The sequence below is a fragment of the Mesorhizobium sp. B2-8-9 genome, assembly GCF_006439475.1.
Classification (GTDB): domain Bacteria; phylum Pseudomonadota; class Alphaproteobacteria; order Rhizobiales; family Rhizobiaceae; genus Mesorhizobium.
The window spans coordinates 165,594-183,297 of record NZ_VFTQ01000001.1; the positions used below are offsets into that span (position 1 = coordinate 165,594).

Genomic DNA, 17,704 nt, shown 5'->3' on the forward strand with positions numbered 1-17,704 from the left:
ACAGAAGGCTCATTCGCCACCTACGGCGCGCCGTAGGGTGTCGGTAATGCCGATGGCGGTATCGCGCGGCATGTCCGGTGTGCTGACACAGCCTGCCAGGAGCAACAGGATGAGGAGCGTCAGGCGGTTCATGGCGCGATCTCGGCAAGTGCGAGATGCCCTGCTTTGGTGATGCGCCATTCGTACCCATAGAAACCATCAGGCCCGCCGACGCATGCGATCAAGCCGCTCTTTTCTAGCGAGCGAAGACGCCGCAAGATGCGCGCTCGGGTCGGCAGGTAGCCCGCTGCACCGTTACGCACGGCGTCGGCGTAGCGACGATAGAGGACGTCGCCAATATAGGCGCTCCTTGGTGCGCAGGCCTGCTTGACCGCCAACAGCACCTGTGCCTCGGTTAATTCCAACCCTTCCGATTTCGCAGGGGTCTTGCAAAAGTCGGGACCGCCTCGGCCGCACGCGCACGCTGGCCATTCCCGGCAGGTCTTGAAACCGCTCATGCAGCACCCCCTTCGCGCAGGAAGGCGCAAACGTCGCTGACCCAATCGTTCATGGTGTATTCGGCCGGCATCCAGTTCGATTGCTTAGCCGCTTCCATGATCTGGTGCCAGAATGCGGCATGAAGATCGATGGTTGGGGTCGCGAGATGATGCGCGATGAGATTGTCGAACTGGCGCCGGATATCGACCGGATCGGCGTCGGGCCAGAATTCGGCGATCTGTTCGTCCGTCAGCGGGTGCGCGGCCGGCTGCGTTGGCTTCATCACGACGCTGCTCTCACCCATCGCCATCTCGCCGCGCACCCAACTTTCGCGTTGGGCCTGCCACATCGCTTCGCGTTCCTCTGGCGACATCGCGGCGACGCGCGCCTTGGCTTCCTCGAGCAGCACGGAAAGGGACTTCCTGAGCGGCTTCATGGCTCAGAATCCAACCAGCGTACGAAGTTCGGCATAGGCGTCGGGCACCAGCACGACGACGTAGCGTCCGCTGTTGTCCTTCGCCTCGCGGATCTCGGCGGCACCGAACAGCGCCTGCAACTGCTGCTTCAGGCTGGATTTCTTCTCGCCGCCCATGTGCTTGGCCGTGGCGCGTGTCTTTCCCTCGGCCCGCGCCGTCTCGACGGCCTGGGTGAGCTTGCTCGTGGCCTCCGCTGCATCGCCAGCGCTCTGCTTGAGCGCGTTGACGGCGAGCGTTGCCGAGACAGAGCCGTCCCTGACCATTCGGGTCATCGTCTCGGGTGCCGCCTGCAGATTGAGAAGGTCGACCACCCACTGGCGCGTCAGGCCGGATTTCTGCGCGATGTCGGACTCCGTCCAGCCGAGATCGACGAGGCGCTTGAACACTTTCGCCTGCTCGATCGGCCGCAGCGGTTTGCCGGAGTTCCGCACGATCTGCGAGAAGACGCGGTCGGCCTCGCTGGCGTAACGGTCCTCGGTCTGCACCGGCAGCGACTTGATCTCGGCGCCGAGATGCTCGATCGCGTACTGCGTCGCGAAAAGGCGCCTATGACCATCCGAGACGAAGGCCTTGCCGTCGAGCCAATAGACGGTGAGATTCGCCTTGACGCCGACCTCGGCGATCGACTGCGCCAGCGCCAGGTCGTCAGGGTCGTCGGGATTGAAGTTCTCGGTGCGGCAGTTCCAGCCGTCCTTGACGTGGATGTCTGCCGGCGCAAGGCGGTAGGTGTCGGAACGGCCGACCGCGACGCCCTTTATGCCTTCCATATTCTTCGACATATCCGCTCCCTCCGATTCAACCGATCTATTCTCATAATCAACAGTCGGTTGATTTTGTCAACAGCGATTCCAACAAAAAAGAAGCCCGGCACGGTGGCCGGGCAAGATGCGGTCTTGGGAGGACCGAATTTCAGGATTGCCGTTCCGGCAATTCCCACCAGGGCACGTGGCCGGGCTTGAGTTGGCGAATGCTCCTGCCATAGACGACGGTGCGAAATTTGCCCGTCCAGGAACAGCATTGCAGCGTCCAGCCGCCGTCGTGATCGACGTCCTGCCAGCTTCGAAAGCCGAGCCAGGTGAGTAGAGGCACTGCGTAGTTCATCGGAGCGATGCAGCCCGCTTTGCGGCCTTGCGGGCGCGCTTCTCTTCGGCTGCAGAAAGTCGGTCAACGTTCGCCGCCACAGGCGGGTCGACGAAAGAGGGATGTGGATCGATGATCGAGGGAGCCGGATCGACACGCGTAGACTGCTTCCAATACGGCTCGACCAAGCCGCGCAGACGCCGACCGTCCTTAAGTTCGATCCAATCCTCATCGACGTCATAGGCATAGACGTTGCCCGGCATGCCGATGCCGTTGAAGCGAACGCCGACCCGCTTGCAGATGTCGCGCGTTGAATCGCTGAGCCGCAGCCGGCGCGGCGGCGCATCCGGATCGATGTTCGACGTGGCGACAGGCCTTCTCGGTGGTTCCGAAATAAGCAGGCCTGCCATGGCACCAAGAGCGGCGAGATGAAGTCCCCTTGACCCGCGCATCAAAATGCCTTCCCGCCTTCCTTGAGCCGGTTCTCTGGTTTGTGATCGGCCCTGGTGGCGTTGTAGGCGTCCTTCTCGACGAAGATGACGCCGGCAGGGTGTTCGTCATTGCCCTCGCTGCCGAGGATGTCGAGACAGCGAATAATCTCGTCGATCAACTCGACGCGCCAGCCAGGTCGATGCGGCAGCTTGTCGTCGGGTTTGTCGCCCTTGCGGCGCGCCTCGAGCGCTTCCGTCAACTCGCTGTGGCAGAGGGCCATGAGTTCGCCGAAATTGCGCTTGCCGTGCAGATCCTCGCCGGTCTTAGGATCGTTCCACCAGCCACGCTCAACGTTGCCCTTGTGGACCGCATTGGCGAGATTGGTAATAAGCGATGCCTTGTCGCTGATGACGTAGAGCACGGCACCGCGGGCAAGCTCGGCAATCATGTTCTGGACGGTGCCGACGTGGATCGGCTTTTCGAGGTAAGCGAGCCGCGTGGCGAGCTCGGCGGCTTCGTCGTCGATCCACTGGTTGAGATTGGTCGGCCGCTCGCCGAGGCCAAGATCGGCCATGCTGATGCGGTCGGCTGACTCGGCACGCATGATGTCCTCGCGCACGTCATCAATAAAATCGTCCCTGTCTCGATATCCCATTGTGGTTGATCACCTTTCCTCACGGTTGAATCTCTGGTCACGATTGAGCAGCGATCGCAGGGCAATCACTGCTTCCGTCTGGTTCTTGGCTCCAAGCATCTCCCAGAGTCCGTCGAGCGCGACGCGCTGTACCTGTTCCGTGATGCTCTGCCTTTCACGCGGTGCCTGCGGTTCGGCGATACCTTCGCAGACGATTCCGGCTTCACGGAACATCGTCGCGGCGGCCTCCATCTCATCACCCCATTTGGCCGGATCAAGCGCGCTGCTTGCGTCATAGTAGACGGCCGAAATCCCTGCCTGGATCAGCGTGCGACAACAGGCGGCGCATGGGTGATGCGTCTGGTAGACCGCACAGCCCTTGGTGCGGATGCCCTCGCGAGCGGCAAAGGCCACGAGGTTGGCTTCGGCATGCGAGGCATAAAGGTACTTCGCCGGGCGCTCGAAGCGCTCAGGACGGTCCTGCACGCCACGCGGCGGGCCGTTATAACTGGTCAGCCTGACCTCGCCTTCCGGACCGACGAGCACTGCGCCGACCTTGGTCGTGTCCTTCGACTTGGTCGCGGCATGGCAGGCGAAATCGAGCAGATAGCGAGTCCAGCCTGATTTCGGGGCGCCTCTCTGTTTGCGACCTTCCTGTTGCTCTTTGCGGGCTTCCTGGCGATCGTTCGTCCAACCGAACTCCGCATCCCACGCCTGTCCGTCACTGAGTCCCATCACCTGACCTCCGTTGCATGCGCATCGACCGGAATGCCGAGGATCTCGGAAATGTCGCGGATCGCGTCCTCGAGCAGGCGATGCAGCGACGGCAACCGCCTAGCGATCCCCTTGCCGCGGATGTCCAGAAGCTCGTCCATCCATGCCGTAGCGGCTATCGGCACGCCGTTGCGGGCGCAGCGCCGGCCCTCGCGGGCGGCCAGCCAGATCGACGTTGCGCGCTCCTGGACGAGGCTTTCGCAGATCATGCAACGCGCCCCAAAATGCGGTTGTTGCGCAGCGCGGCGAAGTCCCACGCAAAGAAGCGCCTGACGTGGTCCTTGGCCTCGTCGCTTAGTTGCGGTGCCGGTGACGGCGGCGTTGAGTTGGTGCGGAACAGATCGGCAATGCCGAGCTCCTGATAGAGCGTGCCGAGCCCGCTGTAGGGATAGACCTTGGTGCCGAGATCGGGCCTGAGATAGACGAACTGGCTCTTGCGGTTTTCCGGCAGCGAATGGCGCACCGTGTATTGCGGCCAGAAACGCCCCCTTCCCGACGAGTCGTAGGGATTGGTGAAGGGCAACTGGTTGTTCACGATCCACTCGGAGAACGGCATGTCGACGCTCTGCACGATTGCATCGACATGGGCCTGTTCCTGGTCGGAATGCTCGCCGAACTTCTCCCTGAAGCGCTGGCAGAACTTGTAGAGGCTCCAAAGCCGCTGAACCGGATCGCGCAGTACGCCGACCTTCTGCCAGCGGTCATAGCCAGCCGGCACGCCCTCCGCTTCCATGTGGCGATAGAGCAGCACCGAGCCCGGATACTTGGCGGCAATGGCGCGCCGCAGCGAACCCGAGCCGGTGCGCGGGACGAGGATGACGACGGTCTGGATTTCGGGAACGATGATCATGAATTCACCCAAAAACGGATTCGCGAAAAGGTTTTCGAAAAACGAAAACGGACTGCCGAGGTCCAGTTCATGCGTAGCCCCGCAGAGCACGCGTAAGGGCGCTCTCGTACTGAGCCTGAACCTTGCGTGCCCAATAGGCGCTCAGACGTTCTGTCAGGCCCTCGAACACGTCCTTGCGCAGTGGCTCGACGCGACGCATATCGGCGAGCATCTGTTCCTGGTCACCTGTGAACGGCTCGCGCAGGTGCATCAGCGGATCGACGATTTTCACATTGTAGGTCGTCGACCGGCTTAGGCAGACCACTTCAACTGCGTGCTCCACGCCTATCCTCCGATCTCGGCGCGGATCGCCGACGCGATCAGCACCTGTTGCGAGCGCAGGACCTTCGCGGCGTCCGGATCGTTCTCGAAGCCTTGGACGAGGATGCCGCTGATGATGGTCTCGGCCAGGCGCTCGGCACGGCTTTCCGGCACCTTGGCGCCCTCGACCAGTTCGAGATTGCTGTTGTCGAACCAGTCGTGACCCAAGCGGCCGATCATCATGAACCCGACATAGGTCTTGTGGCCGTTCGACTGACGGACGAGACCTTCCTTGCCGGCGTACCTGCCAGCCGTGATACGCACTCGCGAATTCTCAACGAAGGCGCTTGCCATGTCCGAGAGTCTCCTTGCTCGTTAGGTTGAATTAATCAACGGTCAGTTGAATTGTCAAGTATCGATTTTGGAGGAAAGTTGATTTGCTGCGGCCGAAGTTGCGAAACCTTGACTCCTCGATTTTTAAGTTCCGGCTCGAGCCCACGGCCCGATTCGATTTTCCGTTTCCGAAGTTCTGGCAAACTTGATTCTCGATCACTGAAGTAGTCCGTCGAGGTCGGGCGACCCCCTCGCCGGCTTAACCCTTTCGGTCAGCTGCCGCGGCACCCGATTGAGGGTTAGCGCTGCTTGTGCTTTGATGGCGCCGGCAGGAGGGCAAGCGATCATGAGCGCGAACCAGGAATCAACCGCAAGCCGGCAGGCTGCCGAGCGTCTGTTAATGGCAGTCGGCATTGCCGCGGCGCTGGCAATCGTCGCTGGTCTGGTCTGGCTGTTCGCTGGTGGCATGCCTGCCCATTGGCTAGGCTATGTCGTCGCTGTTCTGGTCGCGGCCGGCCTTGCCTCAATACGCGTTGGCGCGCTCGGCATAGGCCTTTTGCTGACGGCGCTGGCTGCCTTCGTGTTGGGCCTGCCAGGCCTGCTAGGCGGCATTGTGCTGACCATCCTGCTATTGCTGGCCAGACGCTAGGCGCACAAACGAAAAGCCCGGCGCATCGGCCGGGCTGATCTCAGTTTTCAGGATTGCAGGAAACTAGCGCAAGGCCGCTCTTATGCGACCACGCAAGGCAAACCAGGCGCCGACACAGAAGGCCGCACAGACGCCTAGCCGGCCGGTCTCGATTGCCCAGACCAGGAAGGCCAGGAAAGCGACTATAAGCGCCGCGCAAATGGCGTATAACGCGATTTCGAACCATGGCGGCAGGTCGGCGCCGATCGGCCGGCTAGGCGTCTGTGCGGCCTGTGGCGGCATGAACTGGCGCCGTTCAGTTTCGGACAAGGCGCCGAGCGCGCAAGCCGGCAAGTCTGCTTTGACTGTCAGCACGCGAGTCGGCCTGCCGTTGGCGTCAATCGACTGGAAGCGCGCCACGCCAACGGGCAAGGATCGATCATGTTCAACGCGCGTTGCCAGTTGTTCCCGCACCAATGGCGGCACATCGTTGGCCGATTGCGAGACGAACCAGACGCCAACGCCTTTGGAGCGGATGAGGCGCACGGTTTGCTCTATGCGCCGCAAGAGCGGCAACGGGCAATCTTGAAAAAGCAAATGCGACTCGTCGAAAAAGAACACCAGGCGCGGCTTGTCCAAATCGCCGACCTCGGGCAGGCGTTCATAGAGCTCTGAGAGAAGCCAAAGCAGGAAAGCCGAATAGACACGCGGCGCCGTCATGAGCTTGTCGGCTGCCAAGATGGAAACCCGTTCAGGCTCTAGCAGTTGCGCCACGTCAAAGGCCGGGCTGCCGAAGAATCGCGCGCCGTCCTGGCTTTCCAGCCGCATCAGCGCGCGCTGTATCACGCCAACGGACGCGGCCGACACCTGGCCGTAGGCGATCGAGACGGACTCGCGCTCGGCAAGCGTGCGCACCAGTGCAGCGCGCAAATCCGCAAGCGTGCTGAGTGGCAAGCCACGATCTCGGACAAAGGCGAAAGCGATCTCCAGCGTGCCGGCTTGCGCGTCCGTCAATTCAAGCGCGCGCGCCAACAGGTCGGCGCCGAATCCCCTGACGCTGGCGTTCAGCGGCCGGCCGGCCTGCCCGAACAAATCGAGGATCTCGACAGGACATGAGCGGGAAAGCGCGGCAATGTCGCCTTTGACATCAGCCAGGAAAACGGGAACGCCTTGCCGGCTGAACTGCTCGGCAAGGCGCATCAGTGAAACCGTTTTGCCCGTGCCTGTGGCGCCGGTAATCAGCCCGTGTCGATTGGCGTATCTGAGAGGGATTGAGGCGCCGCGGCCTAACGTGATTGCCGTCATACGGCAGACTCCAAACAGCGCCGCACGATCTCGATTTCTGCCGTCATGCTGCCGACGTAGGGCAGCGGTTCAACGCTGTAGTCGAATTCGAGTCCGTGATAGTCGGCCAGAGCGTCAATGCAGCATCCGGCCAGGTAGCTTGCACGATCGAAATCAGTCCCGCCGACAAAGCGGAAAATCGGATATGCGGTGCCGTCCTTTGGCTTGCAAAGCATCGTCACTAGAAACACGTCGTTCATGAGCGCACCTGTTCACCATCAACATCAAGCCAATGATCGGGCGGAAAGCCGCAAGAAAAGCCGCTTTCGAAGTCGACGCGGATACAATCGGACGTTTCGCGCTCGATTGCCAGGACGGTTTCAAATTCGAACTGGAATTCCGGATGCTCGGAAATGGTGCTTGCATCAAAGATCGGATCGGCGAAAATATCGCCTTCCAAGTCGCACCTATCGCCGACTCTCAGTTCGGAAATGAGCCGTTGCGCGTTGCCGTTTGTGTAGCGATCAACCATTGTCGGACTCCTTCACAGTCAGAAAGATTCGCTTGCCGGCCGCGACGGTCACGACCTTGAACCGCTTCGCTATGGCGTCGCGTTCGGCCTGGCCAATCCAGCGCTGCCAGAGATCGGCGGAAATCGACAATTCGGCGCCTGCCAGAAAGCGGCGCGACGTCATCCATTCGACGCAAACCGCGGCGCTGGCAAATATCGATTTGAGCGTGTCGCCATTACCCCATGTCATCTGGAATTCGGCGCCGCTGACTGGCACAGGATCAATGAGGATGAGCGACGGCGCGCCGCGCTTGCGCCACCAGCGCCGGCCGTTGATCGTCGGAACCGCGTTGCAATGACGCGAGATGCAAGCCAGGTTCTTGGACGTCCGAACCGCTTTGCCGGCGATGTCGAGAATCTGCAAAGGCGCGCTCATGCTGCCGACTCCACCTGCTTGCGGGCTTCACACTCCGCGCGGAATTCTTCGCGCCAGATATCCCAGCGCTTTTTCCGCTCGGCTGCCGTGCCGTTTTCGGCAATGTGCACTGCCTCTCGGGCAGCGTCGAAGGCGCGACCGTCGCGTGCCAGCGTCAAGCCGTATTCGACGGCAAGGCAAAGCGCCTGAAAGCCTTCGGCGATATAGGTTGCCTTGCGCCAATGATAGTTGTTCAGCGTGCCGAATCGGCCGCTAAATGCATCAGCGAAACACGCGTCCGTGTCGCCCGAGAAATGCCAGGAAAGAACATGGATGTCTGGCTGAACGGAATCGCCGTCCAAATCGATCAGTAGCTGCAGGCCGCGTGCCGCCTTGATGTTCAGATGGATGGCACGCGGACCAGGAAACAGCGTGCCGCCTTCGACACGCTCGAATGTCGCGCCGTTGGCAACGATGAGCTTTTCCATTTCGGCAGCCATCTGGAGACGATCGGCCTTGCGTTTTTCGGTCAGCATTTGGTTGACTCCTTGTCGTGTTGGTTGAACGGCTAAGCGTGCGAAAGGGCTTCCGCCTCGATTGCTGCAATCGTCGCGGTTTCGATGTCGTGCGGTGTTGTCGGATCACTCAGGCCGCGGAAGTCGATCGAGCCGGCCGGCGCGTCTGGCGTGCGATCACATAGCAACGCCATGGCGCGCAAGCGTCGCGCCTGATGGCGGTTCGCTTCAGCCTCACGGGCTGACCAGGGCTTGTTTTCCGTTGCCTTGTATGCGGCGCATTCATCGTTGCGCTCGGCACCATAGCGCAAGCTTCGCGCATATGAGGCAGCCGGCGCATTGTACCAAATCGACGGGCAAACGATGCTTTCGCCCGTCTCGGCATTGTTCCATGTCAGTGCCGAGACGTGGCGCGGATCGTCGTTCGGCGCAAGCTTCCACGCGTCGCCACGTGGCGCGCTTTGCTGGAAATTCGGCAGATTGCAAGCGAGAATGTAAGCGCCCATGGTCTCAGACTCCCGCGTCCAGAGTGACCAGAACCGTTGCCGTTGCGGTTCCCGACTCCTTGAATGAACCGGCCTGCAGGTCGAGCTTTTCGCCGCTCATACGGTCGAACCAATCGCGAAAGCTTGCCGCCTTGTTGTCCTGGCGGAAGAACGGACCAGGCGACATCACGGCAATAAGCTTGCCGCCTGGTCGCAACATCGAATGAGCGTGGCGCACGTGCTCGATATCCTGCCCGTTCTCAAAGGGCGGATTCATCAGCACACGGTCGAAACGTGGTCCGCGCTCGGCTTCCATGAAATCGGCGCCGGCTACCGTGTAGCCTTTCAGCGCCAGGATCTCGCGCAAACTGTTGTGCCGTTCATACGTTGTCAGCCGAGCGGCTGGAAACCGCTCCCGCACCATGTCCAGAATTGCCGCGCTGCCGCCTTCCGGTTCCAACATATCGAAGGCGCCGGCCGGCATGTCGGCAAGGTAAATCATGCGTTCGATCACGGCGCCGGGAGTCGGGAAAAAGCCCGGAATGTTGGCGAACTGCAGCGCCTGAACCTTGCGGCGCAATTCTTCGGCCTTGCGGCTTTCGTCGCTCGGCTTGTCCAGCAAAGCCCAAATGGCGCGCGCCGCTGGCGTGTCGAGCGACGGTTTTCCCGTGTCTATGCCCGCGTCATAGTAGCCGGCGCGGGAGCGATCGATAACGGTTCCGACAAGCTCGAAAGCCGCTTTCTTGGAAGTGACGCGCGCAAGCTCTGGCGCGATGGTTCCTGCCTCATGCTGACCAGCCAAAGCCCGCAAGGCGGCTTGCGTGCGCTGCAGCCTGTAACCGTCCAGACGTGCCGAGTCTGCCTCGCGTTGCCGCTTTGGCGTGTTGGTCAGACGGTCGCGCATCTTGCCGTCAATCTCGCCTTGCATGTCGTCGGCAAGCCGCCGAAGCTTGTCCGCCATGTCGGCACGCGGCGCGGCCTGCTTGATCTCGTCAACGGCCGACTCGGCTACCGGCTGGACGGTCGAACCTGCGAACGATTCCGCCTTGTCGCGAACCTTGAAAGCAAAGCCGCCTGGCGTCCGTCCCCATGGTTTGGAATACCAGCCGCCGAGCTCTTCCGCCTTGTCGCGCAAGGCGTCGAAGGTCTCACGGTCGACACGCTCGGGCATGATGCAAATGAACATCTGAAAGCCCTTTTTCGTGTGCGTGTGTTCTTCGATCGTCATTCCAGCCGCGGCGACGGTCTGGACGGCAGCGGGCGGCACGGGAGCGGCCAAAGCCCAATCGGCCGTTGGCAGTTGTCTGACCGGTTCCGAAGAGTCCCAAAACCGTTGTTTGCGCACCTGCCATCCGCTTGAATAGCGTCCGCCGACTTTCAGGAAATAGCCGGCGCCCATGCTCCATTTCTGGCGGTTTTCCGCCGACTCTGGCGCGTCGACCAAATGCGCGGTTTCGGGCAGGTTTGCAGCCGCCTTGCGCATCTCGGGAAACAGGTCGCGCGAATGGCTGGAAAAGCCGAGGATGACGGTTCGAACGGTTTTGCCGCCGAAATAATCCGTCATCGAGTCGCTTTCATCCTTGATCAGTTCGGCGACGATGACGGCTTTTGCCCATGCCGGAATCTTGCCGGCCGCGTCCGCTTCGAACGCCTGGCGCGCCTGCTTTGCCGAATCCCGATCGGCTGCAGCCTTGTCAAAGGCGTCGCGTTGCGCCAGGCGTGCGGCTTGCATGCGCGCTGGTATCTCGGCAGCCGGAACAGTCGGCAGGTTCGCGCGCCGTGCCCGCTCTATGAACGGCGCCGCAATGCCGTCTGCTAGTTCGGAAATCGGCGCCGTGAGACGATCGAACACGCAAACGAATTCGTTGCGGACTTGCGCCATGCCGGCGCCGATCACGAACGATTTTGTTTCTGGTGCCTTGATCTCGGCAATGAATCCGCGATTTCCGTAGTGGTCGATAAGAGGCGTTCCGATAGAGATTTCAACGTGCTGGTTCATGTCATGACTCCTTGATTGAGTTAGTCAACAATTGGTTGAACGGCTAGGCGTGAATGCCGGCCGACTCGTTGAACGCGTCGACAAGCCGCTTGTCGCTGGTGTTCCAACTTGGCCAGCAATCGCCGACGAATTCGCCTTCCATGAGCTTGGCGCGCTTTTCCCTGGCGTCGGCAATGCTATGCAGGATCTCGGCAACGCGCTGCCGTATGGTCGCGCAAATGGCAGGAAAGGCCTTGCCGTCGTCGCGCGCTGCCCGTCGCTCGGCTAGAAGCTCGAGCGCTAGTTTCCGATCGGCGGCAATCTCTTCGCCGAGCTCGGCATAGCGCACGCCAGCGCTGGACGCGGCGCGCCACTCCCGCTCATCCTCGGCATACCAGGCTGCCAGTTGATCGGCATAGCCGGCCTGTGTGCGCTTTGCATCGTCGCAATCTTCGCCGCTGGCGCCGCGTTCGATGTCGTCGAAACCGAGGCAGGCCGCACCATCGTTGAACGGATCGGCGACGCCTGCCACGAAAAGCGGTTTGCCGTGCCTCCCTGGCAGTTGATAGACGATTCCGCGTGCCGTCTCGCCATCGTTGTCATTGTCGAGAAACCAGCCTGTATGGTCGAGCCTGACAAGCTTGTCGGCATAGTCGACGACGCGCAAGCCGCATGCGGCCGGCTTTTCAATCCAGCGCATTGCCTTTGCGCCGCGCAACTTAAAGGCCGGACCATAGGCGCCGCTGGCAGCCGATTCGGCATAGCGGATTTTGTTCATGCCGACATCAGCGCGCGCCAGGTGCAACGCCTCTTTTGCGCCAAAGCCCGGCTTGCCGGTTTTGGTCACGCGCACGGCGCGCCAGTAGCGATATGCCCAGACCAGCCTTTCCGCTTCGCTCGGGTTGCCGCCGACATAGCTTTGACGGTTGAAAGCGGCTTTAAGAGACTCAGTCATTGGTAGACTCCTTGTCGAGATGGTTGAACGATTAGGCAGCCAATGCCGCTTTCACAGCCGCGCTTGCCTCTTCCGCGGTTTTCCAGGACGACTCGGCGAAATGCGTGCGCATGCGATCGGCGGTTTCCGCGTTGACCTTGTCGAACGATGCGACAAAACACGGCAGCCGCATTTCCCTTTTCCGCTCACAGCCGAAACCTGGCACGACGGTTTTAACCGTGCCGTCACGTGTCGCGCTGCCGACTGTTCCGACTCGCCACTCACGCCAACGCAATGTGCCGTCCTTAAGCGACGTCGCCGAATGATCCTCGGCATAGACTATGAGATTGCCTTTTCTGGCTTTCATGGATTCAGACATGGTCGACTCCTTGTCGGTTGATTTAGCGAACCTGCACACAATCGAGCGTGCGCACGTCGTCGGGCAGGACGGCGCCAGACCGCGCCGCGGCACACGAGTCGCCGCTGCCTGCAACGAACAAATCGCCGCTGCCCGTCGTCGCCTGGAATTCGTAGACCGGGCTGGACTGATCGGCGAAAGCCGCTTTGCCGACCTGCCACCAGAACGCGACGGTAAAGCCGAGCGCGGCTAACGCAGGCCAGTTGATGTTTTTCAAAACCTTGATCATTTGCCCGACTCCCGCATGATGCTTGCGGCGACGATGTCGAGCGCTGCCCGCAAGGCCGGCCGCATCTTGTTCAGGATTTTGAAAATGAGTGACTTTGCGGCCTTGTCCTGCAGCCGATTGGCACAAGACAGCGCCTGCCGCATGTAGACGTCCGCTGTGATGGCAAAGCCGTTCAGCCATGCCGAGCGCGCCAGCGTCACGAGGGAAATTGCGTGTTCCCGTTCCATGGTCCTATCCCTCTCAGATGAACAGGAAAGCGCGCTTTGCAGCGCACACGGCGCGACGCGTGCGGCGCCGCTCACGACCGTTCGACGACTTCGAATAAGGCTGGTTATGCTTGCGACGTGTAGGCATGGTCGGACTCCCTTTGGTTGATGTTGGACAACAGGCGGTAAACTGTGAGCGCGACCAGCGCGCCAACGATGATTTCAGGCACGATCAACAGGCCGAGCGCGATTGCCGGAATGGCGAGTGCGCGCATGATCGGTTGAACATTTCCGCTGGTGGTTGAACCGCTAGGCATGATCATGACGCCTTAAGCTCGGCAACGGTGCAGCCTACGAACTTAGCCGCAACTGCCCAATCGCTGCCGATATAGGTGACCTCGACAATATCGAGCGTGACGGGAACACCGTCTTTCGTCTTGCCGCACACCTTGCCGAGAAAGCGGCGCTGCCCTTTGGCGTGCGCTTCGGCCATTGCCTGCAGCGGCTGGTCAAGATTGCGAACCGTGCCGTCGCTGAAAACGGACACGCAACGCCATACCTTTGGCGCGGCTGCAAGAGCGTCTAGGCGTTTGGTGATATCGGACATCGCATTAGCCTTTCATCTGTTAGTTGACACATTGGCACAACGGACATGCTTTAGTCAACAGTCAGTTGAATTGTTCAGCCGAGCAAATCGGCGAATTCCGCCCGAGCTTTCCGGGCAGCCCTGGCAGCGCGCTTGCGTTCCCTTTCGCGCTCGGCATTGGCTTGCGCATGTCGGCGCCGATCGGCTTTGCAGCACTCGACGCAACGTTTGTTGACGGTATAGCGGACGGCGCGCGACTCGGCCGTGATCACGATTGCGCCGTGCTCGAGGCAAGGCCGGCCGAGATAGAAGCGCGCGCCGCTGGCTTTGGCTTCCGCCCATGGCAAGGCTAGATCCGTCATGGCCGCTTGCCCGTGGTGGCGCACGACCTGAACAGGCGGCTAATCCGTAGCGACGTGCGCGCGCCTTGCACCAGCAAGGGGATTCGCCTGATCTCCCAATCATAGGCTTGCCCGAGCGCGGCGCGGCGCTTGATGTCCTTTGCCTGCCCGATCTCTTCGAAGGCAATGCGGCGATACTTGTTGGCGTGGTAGGTGTCTGAATTGAACGGCATTAGCGTGCCTCCAACCATGCCGCAGCATAGGCGCGCGCGTCGTCCGTCAAGCGGCCATAGCGGACCATCATGCGCGCCATGGCGTCGCCGCAGTCACGCTTTGCAGCGTGCTCTAGATCGGCCTTGACCTGCTCTAGCGTGCGCTCGGGAATGCCTAGGCGTTCCGCTTCCGTGTGCAAGTTGATCATTGGTCGGACTCCCTTAGTGCGGCAACGGCAGGTCGAAAGCGATCGTCAAGGCGAGCACTGCAGCGGGCAGCATGGCCAGTAGGCAGAAGCGGGCAAACTCTTTCAGCATGGTTCCGACTCCTACCACTCGCCATAGAGCTTGCCGCACTCAGTCCAGCAATCAACCCATGCCACGCCATAGGACGGCAGGCGGACGCGCACGCTAATCATGGGCAAGCCGTCAACCGTGGTCTCACGGGCATACGTTGCCAGGCCTTGCGTGAGCGCTGCCGCGTAGGCCTTTGCGTTGGTGACTGTGAGCGGTGCATTCCAGAACATGGGCTTTCCCCTTGGTTGCATGGGTCATCTGTTGGTTGACACATTGGCACAACGGACGCGGCTTAGTCAACAGATGGTTGAACGGTAAGGCACAACGGACGCTAGGCCGGCGCCAGCTGGTCGGTTTACCTGTCAACCATGTAGCTACACACAGGCACAACGGACGCAGTCCGACATCGTCTTAGGTCGTCTCACGGGTCAACCGACGGATGATCTATAGGCACAACGGACGCGCGTCGTTGATCGTCTCACACTGTCTCACGCCGTCCGAGGTCGTCGCTCCGGGTCCTTCCCGTCAACAGGGTGTTGCGCGGGGGCGCAGAGACCCAGGAATGCGAGCCTTTTGGGATTTTTTTCCTACGCAAGTCGGGATAATCGTAAACCGTGCGGAGACTTATTGCGTGCTTACGGTAAACTCTCAGGCGAATGTAAGCCCGATTTTTGAAAATTTTGATTTTTACCCTGACCACCCTGACCAAAAACGGGTTTACCCTGACCAGTCTAAACTATTGATTCTATTATTCTTTTATAGGGTTGGTCAGGGTGGTCAGGGTGGTCAGGGTAACTTTCCCGTATACGCGCATGAACTCACCGACCTGGTAGGGTGGCCGGTTGACTGATTGGCACAACGGACAAAACTATGGCTTATCGTACGCGCGTGTCGCGTGTATGGGATTCGGAATTTTACCCTGACCACCCTGACCACCCTGACCGGAGGGCAAAAAGCGCAATGAAATCTGCCGTTTAGGCCTGGTCAGGGTAACGCGATTTTGGTCAGGGTGGTCAGGGTAAAAAATTGAATCGCGAAATCGAGGCGTTATATTCGCCCGCGAGTTGATCGTAAGCCATGAAAATCGCCTGTCGGTTGACATGGCATCAGGACCGGCGCTCGATGATCGGAATTGTCTTTGTCTCGGAATCGTAGCCGCCCGTTCTCACGTCTTCCATGATGCGGGCGCCATTACGTAGCCTGATGGTTGACCAGGCGTATTGCGTGGCGGCGGCCTCGAACGCAGCGCGAGCTACGGCGCCGTTGTTCATCTCGCCGATCTTCTCGATCACATTGCCTTCGGCGTCGACGCAAACGACCTGGAAGGAGTAGTCGTAGATAGCGAACTGCCGTGGTCCCATTGATCCGTGCTCCCGATCTGAAGCGACGGATGGAAACACGTTCTTAGTTTGTTCGCAAGGAATTTATATTCCTCTTTGAACGTCAGGCGATTAGGACAGCGGCTTGACCCTTGGCGCTGTCAGAAACGAATTCAGGATACTTGTCGTCAAGATCGCTCGTCCTGACTATGGTCACCTCGGTCGCTCGCGATGGGTTGTGCATGTCGCCGTTGAAAACGACAACCTCGTCTTGCGCTGGCAGCGTGCGCAGTTTTTCGATCAATTCACCAACGGTCATGGCCATGCCTCCGAGAGTTTGAGATAACCATCCTCGAACGAGCTCTTGCTGCCGGCACGAAGAGCATCGGCGAAGGTCTGCAAATTCTTGGCCCACGTCTCGGCCTCGGCGCGGGTTGGCCGGAAGTAGAGCACGCGGTCGCGCATGTGCAGCGGCACCCAGGCAGCGCGGAAATTGGTGAAGCGCTCTGTCGGTGCCCACTTCTGCAAAGTCCGGCCACCGCGCGACATGCCCCACCACTCGAACCGGAACCAGCCTTCGCCGCCAGTGCCGCTGCACAGCCACACCTTGGCGCCCATGCGGAAGATGCGGTCGACGCCCTCCACGTTGGCGATGAGGCCGAAACGGTCGTCCTGCTCGGTCATCATCTGGTCCCCAATCTCCTCATGAGCCGATGTCTCGTCACCTGCCGAACGTCACATTTGGCGGGTAGTGCCTGTTCAGGTCGATCAGGAAATCGTGCAATTCCGGTGAAGCGTCAGTGATGATCAGGCCGCTTCCCCGTCTGACAGCCGCAGCGACGGTCTGCTCGATCTCCACTTTTGCCTGTTCCAGCGTGCCGACATACCTCTGGCCGTCGCCAGTGACCACGAAGACCTCTGTCTTCTTGTCGACCGGCATCACGCACATCTCATTCAGGAAGGCGAGAAGCTCGCTGTAGGGCTTGCCAACAAACGGCAGCAACGTGGCGCGTGCGCGCCTTACGTCAGCACCCTCGCCCGTGTTCAGGATTTGGATATCTTCCAATTTCGAAGACGGGTCGATCTTTCCACTGAAGCCCTGCGTGGCGACAAGCGGCACCACGTTGACGCCGCATATCTGGAAGCTTGTACCCCATGCGCTCATATTGCCTCCTCGTCCCTGTCGATCATCGGCCCGATCTCGAGGAACTGTTTGCCGCGGTCTGTGATCCAGGAGCCATAGACCGAGCCGCCATGCTCAGTGAAGTCCTCCGAGGACAGGTAGTGCGCGATGAATTCAGCGGCGATATCGGGATGCGCCAGCAGGACCTTCTTGATGCCCTCGACACCTGGTTTCGGCCAAGCCTCGGTCTCGAACTGGCGAAGGCATTCGATCAGGAAACCATGCACGCCGCAGGGGTTGCCACAGCCGCACGATGCCTTGAGGCTGAAATACATCGCCTCTTGCTCGGTGTCGTAGTGGCACGTGTCAGGGCCGATCAACATATCGTTGGACGGATCGCGTTTGAACTCGAAGCGGCTCTGTCGTTCCAGATAGGTGCTCATAGCGTCTCCTTTAGGCCAGATCGGGAGCTTTTTCGATGTCGGCCAGTATCTTGCGTGCCTCGTCGATCTTCTCTTGCAGGATCAGGGTGCTCCGTGAATGCCAGATGTCGTCGTTGAGGTCGGCAAGGAGCCTCACTAGGGCCAGCACTCTCCGATCAGGCCCGCCGCCGTAGCGCCGCAACTGGTCGAAGGTATTGTCCAGCAAGTCCTTCGTCCTCTCCGGTGCGTCGCCACCGGGTTCGAGCTCGTCAAGCAGATCAGGATTGGCCTTCACAGCCGCCCGTATGGTTGCGACGATGTCGGACGGCAGCAACTCCTCGGGGCTCGGCGGCAAGGCGTCATACAGGTAATCTTCGAGGGTCTTTGGCTTGTCGGTCATGAAAACGGCTCCTCATTCGTTGGAGCCGTTATTCCACCGATCTCG

At 60.4% G+C, this 17,704-nt stretch carries 36 protein-coding genes; 1 reads left to right on the forward strand and 35 read right to left on the reverse strand.

Annotated features, from left to right (window positions below; translation table 11 throughout):
- Positions 1-9: 9 nt before the first annotated feature.
- From FJ423_RS34555 to FJ423_RS00835, 12 genes are all read right to left on the reverse strand, one after another.
- Complete coding sequence (locus FJ423_RS34555) at positions 10-132, reverse strand: hypothetical protein (RefSeq protein WP_281408939.1); 123 nt, start codon at positions 130-132, stop codon at positions 10-12.
- Positions 129-497: a hypothetical protein gene (locus FJ423_RS00785; protein ID WP_140838370.1), complete on the reverse strand. Its 369-nt coding sequence runs from the start codon at positions 495-497 to the stop codon at positions 129-131. The genes FJ423_RS34555 and FJ423_RS00785 overlap by 4 nt, the downstream gene beginning before the upstream one ends.
- Entirely contained in the window at positions 494-913 is a 420-nt protein-coding gene (locus tag FJ423_RS00790) for a hypothetical protein (protein WP_140838372.1), read from the reverse strand. The genes FJ423_RS00785 and FJ423_RS00790 overlap by 4 nt, the downstream gene beginning before the upstream one ends.
- A 3-nt stretch (positions 914-916) precedes the next feature.
- On the reverse strand, positions 917-1,732 hold the full coding sequence (locus tag FJ423_RS00795) for a hypothetical protein (protein WP_140838374.1): 816 nt from the start codon (positions 1,730-1,732) through the stop codon (positions 917-919).
- 130 nt (positions 1,733-1,862) lie between these two features.
- The gene (locus FJ423_RS00800; RefSeq protein WP_140838376.1) at positions 1,863-2,054 is read right to left on the reverse strand and encodes a hypothetical protein; all 192 of its coding nucleotides are present in this window, start codon (positions 2,052-2,054) and stop codon (positions 1,863-1,865) included.
- Positions 2,051-2,485: a hypothetical protein gene (locus FJ423_RS00805; RefSeq protein WP_140838378.1), complete on the reverse strand. Its 435-nt coding sequence runs from the start codon at positions 2,483-2,485 to the stop codon at positions 2,051-2,053. The genes FJ423_RS00800 and FJ423_RS00805 overlap by 4 nt, the downstream gene beginning before the upstream one ends.
- Positions 2,485-3,069 carry a hypothetical protein gene (locus tag FJ423_RS00810; RefSeq protein WP_246680053.1) on the reverse strand — a complete coding sequence of 195 codons (585 nt, stop codon included), beginning with the start codon at positions 3,067-3,069 and terminating at the stop codon, positions 2,485-2,487. The genes FJ423_RS00805 and FJ423_RS00810 overlap by 1 nt, the downstream gene beginning before the upstream one ends.
- Before the next feature lie 60 nt (positions 3,070-3,129).
- A complete protein-coding gene (locus FJ423_RS00815) occupies positions 3,130-3,834 on the reverse strand; it encodes a deaminase (RefSeq protein WP_140838380.1) in 705 nt (234 codons plus the stop codon).
- Entirely contained in the window at positions 3,834-4,082 is a 249-nt protein-coding gene (locus tag FJ423_RS00820; RefSeq protein ID WP_140838382.1) for a hypothetical protein, read from the reverse strand. Before FJ423_RS00820 ends, FJ423_RS00815 begins: the two co-directional genes overlap by 1 nt.
- The gene (locus FJ423_RS00825; RefSeq protein ID WP_140838384.1) at positions 4,079-4,723 is read right to left on the reverse strand and encodes a hypothetical protein; all 645 of its coding nucleotides are present in this window, start codon (positions 4,721-4,723) and stop codon (positions 4,079-4,081) included. The genes FJ423_RS00820 and FJ423_RS00825 overlap by 4 nt, the downstream gene beginning before the upstream one ends.
- A gap of 67 nt (positions 4,724-4,790) precedes the next feature.
- Complete coding sequence (locus FJ423_RS00830) at positions 4,791-5,045, reverse strand: hypothetical protein (protein ID WP_140838386.1); 255 nt, start codon at positions 5,043-5,045, stop codon at positions 4,791-4,793.
- Positions 5,046-5,047: 2 nt separating this feature from the next.
- A complete protein-coding gene (locus tag FJ423_RS00835; protein WP_140838388.1) occupies positions 5,048-5,377 on the reverse strand; it encodes a hypothetical protein in 330 nt (109 codons plus the stop codon).
- A gap of 325 nt (positions 5,378-5,702) precedes the next feature.
- On the opposite strand from FJ423_RS00835, the gene FJ423_RS00840 reads away from it, so the two are divergent.
- Complete coding sequence (locus FJ423_RS00840) at positions 5,703-6,005, forward strand: hypothetical protein (RefSeq protein ID WP_140838390.1); 303 nt, start codon at positions 5,703-5,705, stop codon at positions 6,003-6,005.
- A gap of 63 nt (positions 6,006-6,068) precedes the next feature.
- On the opposite strand, the gene FJ423_RS00845 is transcribed toward FJ423_RS00840, so the two are convergent.
- The 23 genes from FJ423_RS00845 to FJ423_RS00955 form a co-directional block, all read right to left on the reverse strand.
- Entirely contained in the window at positions 6,069-7,289 is a 1,221-nt protein-coding gene (locus tag FJ423_RS00845) for a helicase HerA-like domain-containing protein (protein WP_140838392.1), read from the reverse strand.
- Positions 7,286-7,528 (reverse strand): hypothetical protein, encoded by a 243-nt coding sequence (locus FJ423_RS00850; RefSeq protein ID WP_140838394.1) that lies wholly within the window; start codon positions 7,526-7,528, stop codon positions 7,286-7,288. The genes FJ423_RS00845 and FJ423_RS00850 overlap by 4 nt, the downstream gene beginning before the upstream one ends.
- Positions 7,525-7,800, reverse strand: a complete 276-nt coding sequence (locus tag FJ423_RS00855) for a hypothetical protein (RefSeq protein ID WP_140838396.1) — start codon at positions 7,798-7,800, stop codon at positions 7,525-7,527. The genes FJ423_RS00850 and FJ423_RS00855 overlap by 4 nt, the downstream gene beginning before the upstream one ends.
- Positions 7,793-8,215 carry a hypothetical protein gene (locus tag FJ423_RS00860; RefSeq protein ID WP_140838398.1) on the reverse strand — a complete coding sequence of 141 codons (423 nt, stop codon included), beginning with the start codon at positions 8,213-8,215 and terminating at the stop codon, positions 7,793-7,795. The genes FJ423_RS00855 and FJ423_RS00860 overlap by 8 nt, the downstream gene beginning before the upstream one ends.
- Positions 8,212-8,730 carry a hypothetical protein gene (locus FJ423_RS00865; protein ID WP_140838400.1) on the reverse strand — a complete coding sequence of 173 codons (519 nt, stop codon included), beginning with the start codon at positions 8,728-8,730 and terminating at the stop codon, positions 8,212-8,214. Before FJ423_RS00865 ends, FJ423_RS00860 begins: the two co-directional genes overlap by 4 nt.
- Before the next feature lie 32 nt (positions 8,731-8,762).
- Entirely contained in the window at positions 8,763-9,215 is a 453-nt protein-coding gene (locus tag FJ423_RS00870; protein WP_140838402.1) for a hypothetical protein, read from the reverse strand.
- A 4-nt stretch (positions 9,216-9,219) separates the two neighbouring features.
- On the reverse strand, positions 9,220-11,193 hold the full coding sequence (locus FJ423_RS00875) for a methyltransferase (protein ID WP_140838405.1): 1,974 nt from the start codon (positions 11,191-11,193) through the stop codon (positions 9,220-9,222).
- Between the two features lie 43 nt (positions 11,194-11,236).
- Positions 11,237-12,127 carry a hypothetical protein gene (locus FJ423_RS00880; RefSeq protein ID WP_140838407.1) on the reverse strand — a complete coding sequence of 297 codons (891 nt, stop codon included), beginning with the start codon at positions 12,125-12,127 and terminating at the stop codon, positions 11,237-11,239.
- Positions 12,128-12,158: 31 nt separating this feature from the next.
- Positions 12,159-12,485 carry a hypothetical protein gene (locus FJ423_RS00885; protein WP_140838409.1) on the reverse strand — a complete coding sequence of 109 codons (327 nt, stop codon included), beginning with the start codon at positions 12,483-12,485 and terminating at the stop codon, positions 12,159-12,161.
- Between the two features lie 22 nt (positions 12,486-12,507).
- Positions 12,508-12,753, reverse strand: a complete 246-nt coding sequence (locus tag FJ423_RS00890) for a hypothetical protein (protein ID WP_140838411.1) — start codon at positions 12,751-12,753, stop codon at positions 12,508-12,510.
- Entirely contained in the window at positions 12,750-12,980 is a 231-nt protein-coding gene (locus tag FJ423_RS00895) for a hypothetical protein (RefSeq protein ID WP_140838413.1), read from the reverse strand. Before FJ423_RS00895 ends, FJ423_RS00890 begins: the two co-directional genes overlap by 4 nt.
- Before the next feature lie 104 nt (positions 12,981-13,084).
- On the reverse strand, positions 13,085-13,234 hold the full coding sequence (locus FJ423_RS00900; RefSeq protein ID WP_210239527.1) for a hypothetical protein: 150 nt from the start codon (positions 13,232-13,234) through the stop codon (positions 13,085-13,087).
- 44 nt (positions 13,235-13,278) lie between these two features.
- A complete protein-coding gene (locus FJ423_RS00905) occupies positions 13,279-13,566 on the reverse strand; it encodes a hypothetical protein (RefSeq protein WP_140838417.1) in 288 nt (95 codons plus the stop codon).
- A 74-nt stretch (positions 13,567-13,640) separates the two neighbouring features.
- Complete coding sequence (locus tag FJ423_RS00910) at positions 13,641-13,907, reverse strand: hypothetical protein (RefSeq protein ID WP_140838419.1); 267 nt, start codon at positions 13,905-13,907, stop codon at positions 13,641-13,643.
- On the reverse strand, positions 13,904-14,119 hold the full coding sequence (locus FJ423_RS00915) for a hypothetical protein (RefSeq protein WP_140838421.1): 216 nt from the start codon (positions 14,117-14,119) through the stop codon (positions 13,904-13,906). Before FJ423_RS00915 ends, FJ423_RS00910 begins: the two co-directional genes overlap by 4 nt.
- Entirely contained in the window at positions 14,119-14,307 is a 189-nt protein-coding gene (locus FJ423_RS00920; RefSeq protein WP_140838423.1) for a hypothetical protein, read from the reverse strand. Before FJ423_RS00920 ends, FJ423_RS00915 begins: the two co-directional genes overlap by 1 nt.
- A 120-nt stretch (positions 14,308-14,427) precedes the next feature.
- Positions 14,428-14,625 carry a hypothetical protein gene (locus FJ423_RS00925; RefSeq protein ID WP_140838425.1) on the reverse strand — a complete coding sequence of 66 codons (198 nt, stop codon included), beginning with the start codon at positions 14,623-14,625 and terminating at the stop codon, positions 14,428-14,430.
- A gap of 876 nt (positions 14,626-15,501) precedes the next feature.
- Complete coding sequence (locus FJ423_RS00930) at positions 15,502-15,756, reverse strand: hypothetical protein (RefSeq protein ID WP_140838427.1); 255 nt, start codon at positions 15,754-15,756, stop codon at positions 15,502-15,504.
- Positions 15,757-15,838: 82 nt separating this feature from the next.
- Positions 15,839-16,033, reverse strand: coding sequence for a hypothetical protein (locus FJ423_RS00935; RefSeq protein ID WP_140838429.1), 195 nt, complete (start codon positions 16,031-16,033; stop codon positions 15,839-15,841).
- Positions 16,030-16,401, reverse strand: coding sequence for a hypothetical protein (locus FJ423_RS00940; protein WP_140838431.1), 372 nt, complete (start codon positions 16,399-16,401; stop codon positions 16,030-16,032). Before FJ423_RS00940 ends, FJ423_RS00935 begins: the two co-directional genes overlap by 4 nt.
- A 34-nt stretch (positions 16,402-16,435) precedes the next feature.
- Positions 16,436-16,879, reverse strand: a complete 444-nt coding sequence (locus tag FJ423_RS00945) for a hypothetical protein (RefSeq protein WP_140838433.1) — start codon at positions 16,877-16,879, stop codon at positions 16,436-16,438.
- On the reverse strand, positions 16,876-17,280 hold the full coding sequence (locus FJ423_RS00950; protein ID WP_140838435.1) for a hypothetical protein: 405 nt from the start codon (positions 17,278-17,280) through the stop codon (positions 16,876-16,878). Before FJ423_RS00950 ends, FJ423_RS00945 begins: the two co-directional genes overlap by 4 nt.
- 10 nt (positions 17,281-17,290) lie before the next feature.
- Positions 17,291-17,659, reverse strand: a complete 369-nt coding sequence (locus FJ423_RS00955; RefSeq protein WP_140838437.1) for a hypothetical protein — start codon at positions 17,657-17,659, stop codon at positions 17,291-17,293.
- Between the last annotated feature and the right edge of the window lie 45 nt (positions 17,660-17,704).

Bases quoted from the DNA above. Each gene is read 5' to 3' on its own strand.
- FJ423_RS34555 (WP_281408939.1), bottom strand. From the start codon at position 132: ATGAACCGCCTGACGCTCCTCATCCTGTTGCTCCTGGCAGGCTGTGTC.
- FJ423_RS00785 (WP_140838370.1), bottom strand. From the start codon at position 497: ATGAGCGGTTTCAAGACCTGCCGGGAATGGCCAGCGTGCGCGTGCGGC.
- FJ423_RS00790 (WP_140838372.1), bottom strand. From the start codon at position 913: ATGAAGCCGCTCAGGAAGTCCCTTTCCGTGCTGCTCGAGGAAGCCAAG.
- FJ423_RS00795 (WP_140838374.1), bottom strand. From the start codon at position 1,732: ATGTCGAAGAATATGGAAGGCATAAAGGGCGTCGCGGTCGGCCGTTCC.
- FJ423_RS00800 (WP_140838376.1), bottom strand. From the start codon at position 2,054: ATGAACTACGCAGTGCCTCTACTCACCTGGCTCGGCTTTCGAAGCTGG.
- FJ423_RS00805 (WP_140838378.1), bottom strand. From the start codon at position 2,485: ATGCGCGGGTCAAGGGGACTTCATCTCGCCGCTCTTGGTGCCATGGCA.
- FJ423_RS00810 (WP_246680053.1), bottom strand. From the start codon at position 3,069: ATGCGTGCCGAGTCAGCCGACCGCATCAGCATGGCCGATCTTGGCCTC.
- FJ423_RS00815 (WP_140838380.1), bottom strand. From the start codon at position 3,834: ATGGGACTCAGTGACGGACAGGCGTGGGATGCGGAGTTCGGTTGGACG.
- FJ423_RS00820 (WP_140838382.1), bottom strand. From the start codon at position 4,082: ATGATCTGCGAAAGCCTCGTCCAGGAGCGCGCAACGTCGATCTGGCTG.
- FJ423_RS00825 (WP_140838384.1), bottom strand. From the start codon at position 4,723: ATGATCATCGTTCCCGAAATCCAGACCGTCGTCATCCTCGTCCCGCGC.
- FJ423_RS00835 (WP_140838388.1), bottom strand. From the start codon at position 5,377: ATGGCAAGCGCCTTCGTTGAGAATTCGCGAGTGCGTATCACGGCTGGC.
- FJ423_RS00840 (WP_140838390.1), top strand. From the start codon at position 5,703: ATGAGCGCGAACCAGGAATCAACCGCAAGCCGGCAGGCTGCCGAGCGT.
- FJ423_RS00845 (WP_140838392.1), bottom strand. From the start codon at position 7,289: ATGACGGCAATCACGTTAGGCCGCGGCGCCTCAATCCCTCTCAGATAC.
- FJ423_RS00850 (WP_140838394.1), bottom strand. From the start codon at position 7,528: ATGAACGACGTGTTTCTAGTGACGATGCTTTGCAAGCCAAAGGACGGC.
- FJ423_RS00855 (WP_140838396.1), bottom strand. From the start codon at position 7,800: ATGGTTGATCGCTACACAAACGGCAACGCGCAACGGCTCATTTCCGAA.
- FJ423_RS00860 (WP_140838398.1), bottom strand. From the start codon at position 8,215: ATGAGCGCGCCTTTGCAGATTCTCGACATCGCCGGCAAAGCGGTTCGG.
- FJ423_RS00865 (WP_140838400.1), bottom strand. From the start codon at position 8,730: ATGCTGACCGAAAAACGCAAGGCCGATCGTCTCCAGATGGCTGCCGAA.
- FJ423_RS00870 (WP_140838402.1), bottom strand. From the start codon at position 9,215: ATGGGCGCTTACATTCTCGCTTGCAATCTGCCGAATTTCCAGCAAAGC.
- FJ423_RS00875 (WP_140838405.1), bottom strand. From the start codon at position 11,193: ATGAACCAGCACGTTGAAATCTCTATCGGAACGCCTCTTATCGACCAC.
- FJ423_RS00880 (WP_140838407.1), bottom strand. From the start codon at position 12,127: ATGACTGAGTCTCTTAAAGCCGCTTTCAACCGTCAAAGCTATGTCGGC.
- FJ423_RS00885 (WP_140838409.1), bottom strand. From the start codon at position 12,485: ATGTCTGAATCCATGAAAGCCAGAAAAGGCAATCTCATAGTCTATGCC.
- FJ423_RS00890 (WP_140838411.1), bottom strand. From the start codon at position 12,753: ATGATCAAGGTTTTGAAAAACATCAACTGGCCTGCGTTAGCCGCGCTC.
- FJ423_RS00895 (WP_140838413.1), bottom strand. From the start codon at position 12,980: ATGGAACGGGAACACGCAATTTCCCTCGTGACGCTGGCGCGCTCGGCA.
- FJ423_RS00900 (WP_210239527.1), bottom strand. From the start codon at position 13,234: ATGCGCGCACTCGCCATTCCGGCAATCGCGCTCGGCCTGTTGATCGTG.
- FJ423_RS00905 (WP_140838417.1), bottom strand. From the start codon at position 13,566: ATGTCCGATATCACCAAACGCCTAGACGCTCTTGCAGCCGCGCCAAAG.
- FJ423_RS00910 (WP_140838419.1), bottom strand. From the start codon at position 13,907: ATGACGGATCTAGCCTTGCCATGGGCGGAAGCCAAAGCCAGCGGCGCG.
- FJ423_RS00915 (WP_140838421.1), bottom strand. From the start codon at position 14,119: ATGCCGTTCAATTCAGACACCTACCACGCCAACAAGTATCGCCGCATT.
- FJ423_RS00920 (WP_140838423.1), bottom strand. From the start codon at position 14,307: ATGATCAACTTGCACACGGAAGCGGAACGCCTAGGCATTCCCGAGCGC.
- FJ423_RS00925 (WP_140838425.1), bottom strand. From the start codon at position 14,625: ATGTTCTGGAATGCACCGCTCACAGTCACCAACGCAAAGGCCTACGCG.
- FJ423_RS00930 (WP_140838427.1), bottom strand. From the start codon at position 15,756: ATGGGACCACGGCAGTTCGCTATCTACGACTACTCCTTCCAGGTCGTT.
- FJ423_RS00935 (WP_140838429.1), bottom strand. From the start codon at position 16,033: ATGACCGTTGGTGAATTGATCGAAAAACTGCGCACGCTGCCAGCGCAA.
- FJ423_RS00940 (WP_140838431.1), bottom strand. From the start codon at position 16,401: ATGATGACCGAGCAGGACGACCGTTTCGGCCTCATCGCCAACGTGGAG.
- FJ423_RS00945 (WP_140838433.1), bottom strand. From the start codon at position 16,879: ATGAGCGCATGGGGTACAAGCTTCCAGATATGCGGCGTCAACGTGGTG.
- FJ423_RS00950 (WP_140838435.1), bottom strand. From the start codon at position 17,280: ATGAGCACCTATCTGGAACGACAGAGCCGCTTCGAGTTCAAACGCGAT.
- FJ423_RS00955 (WP_140838437.1), bottom strand. From the start codon at position 17,659: ATGACCGACAAGCCAAAGACCCTCGAAGATTACCTGTATGACGCCTTG.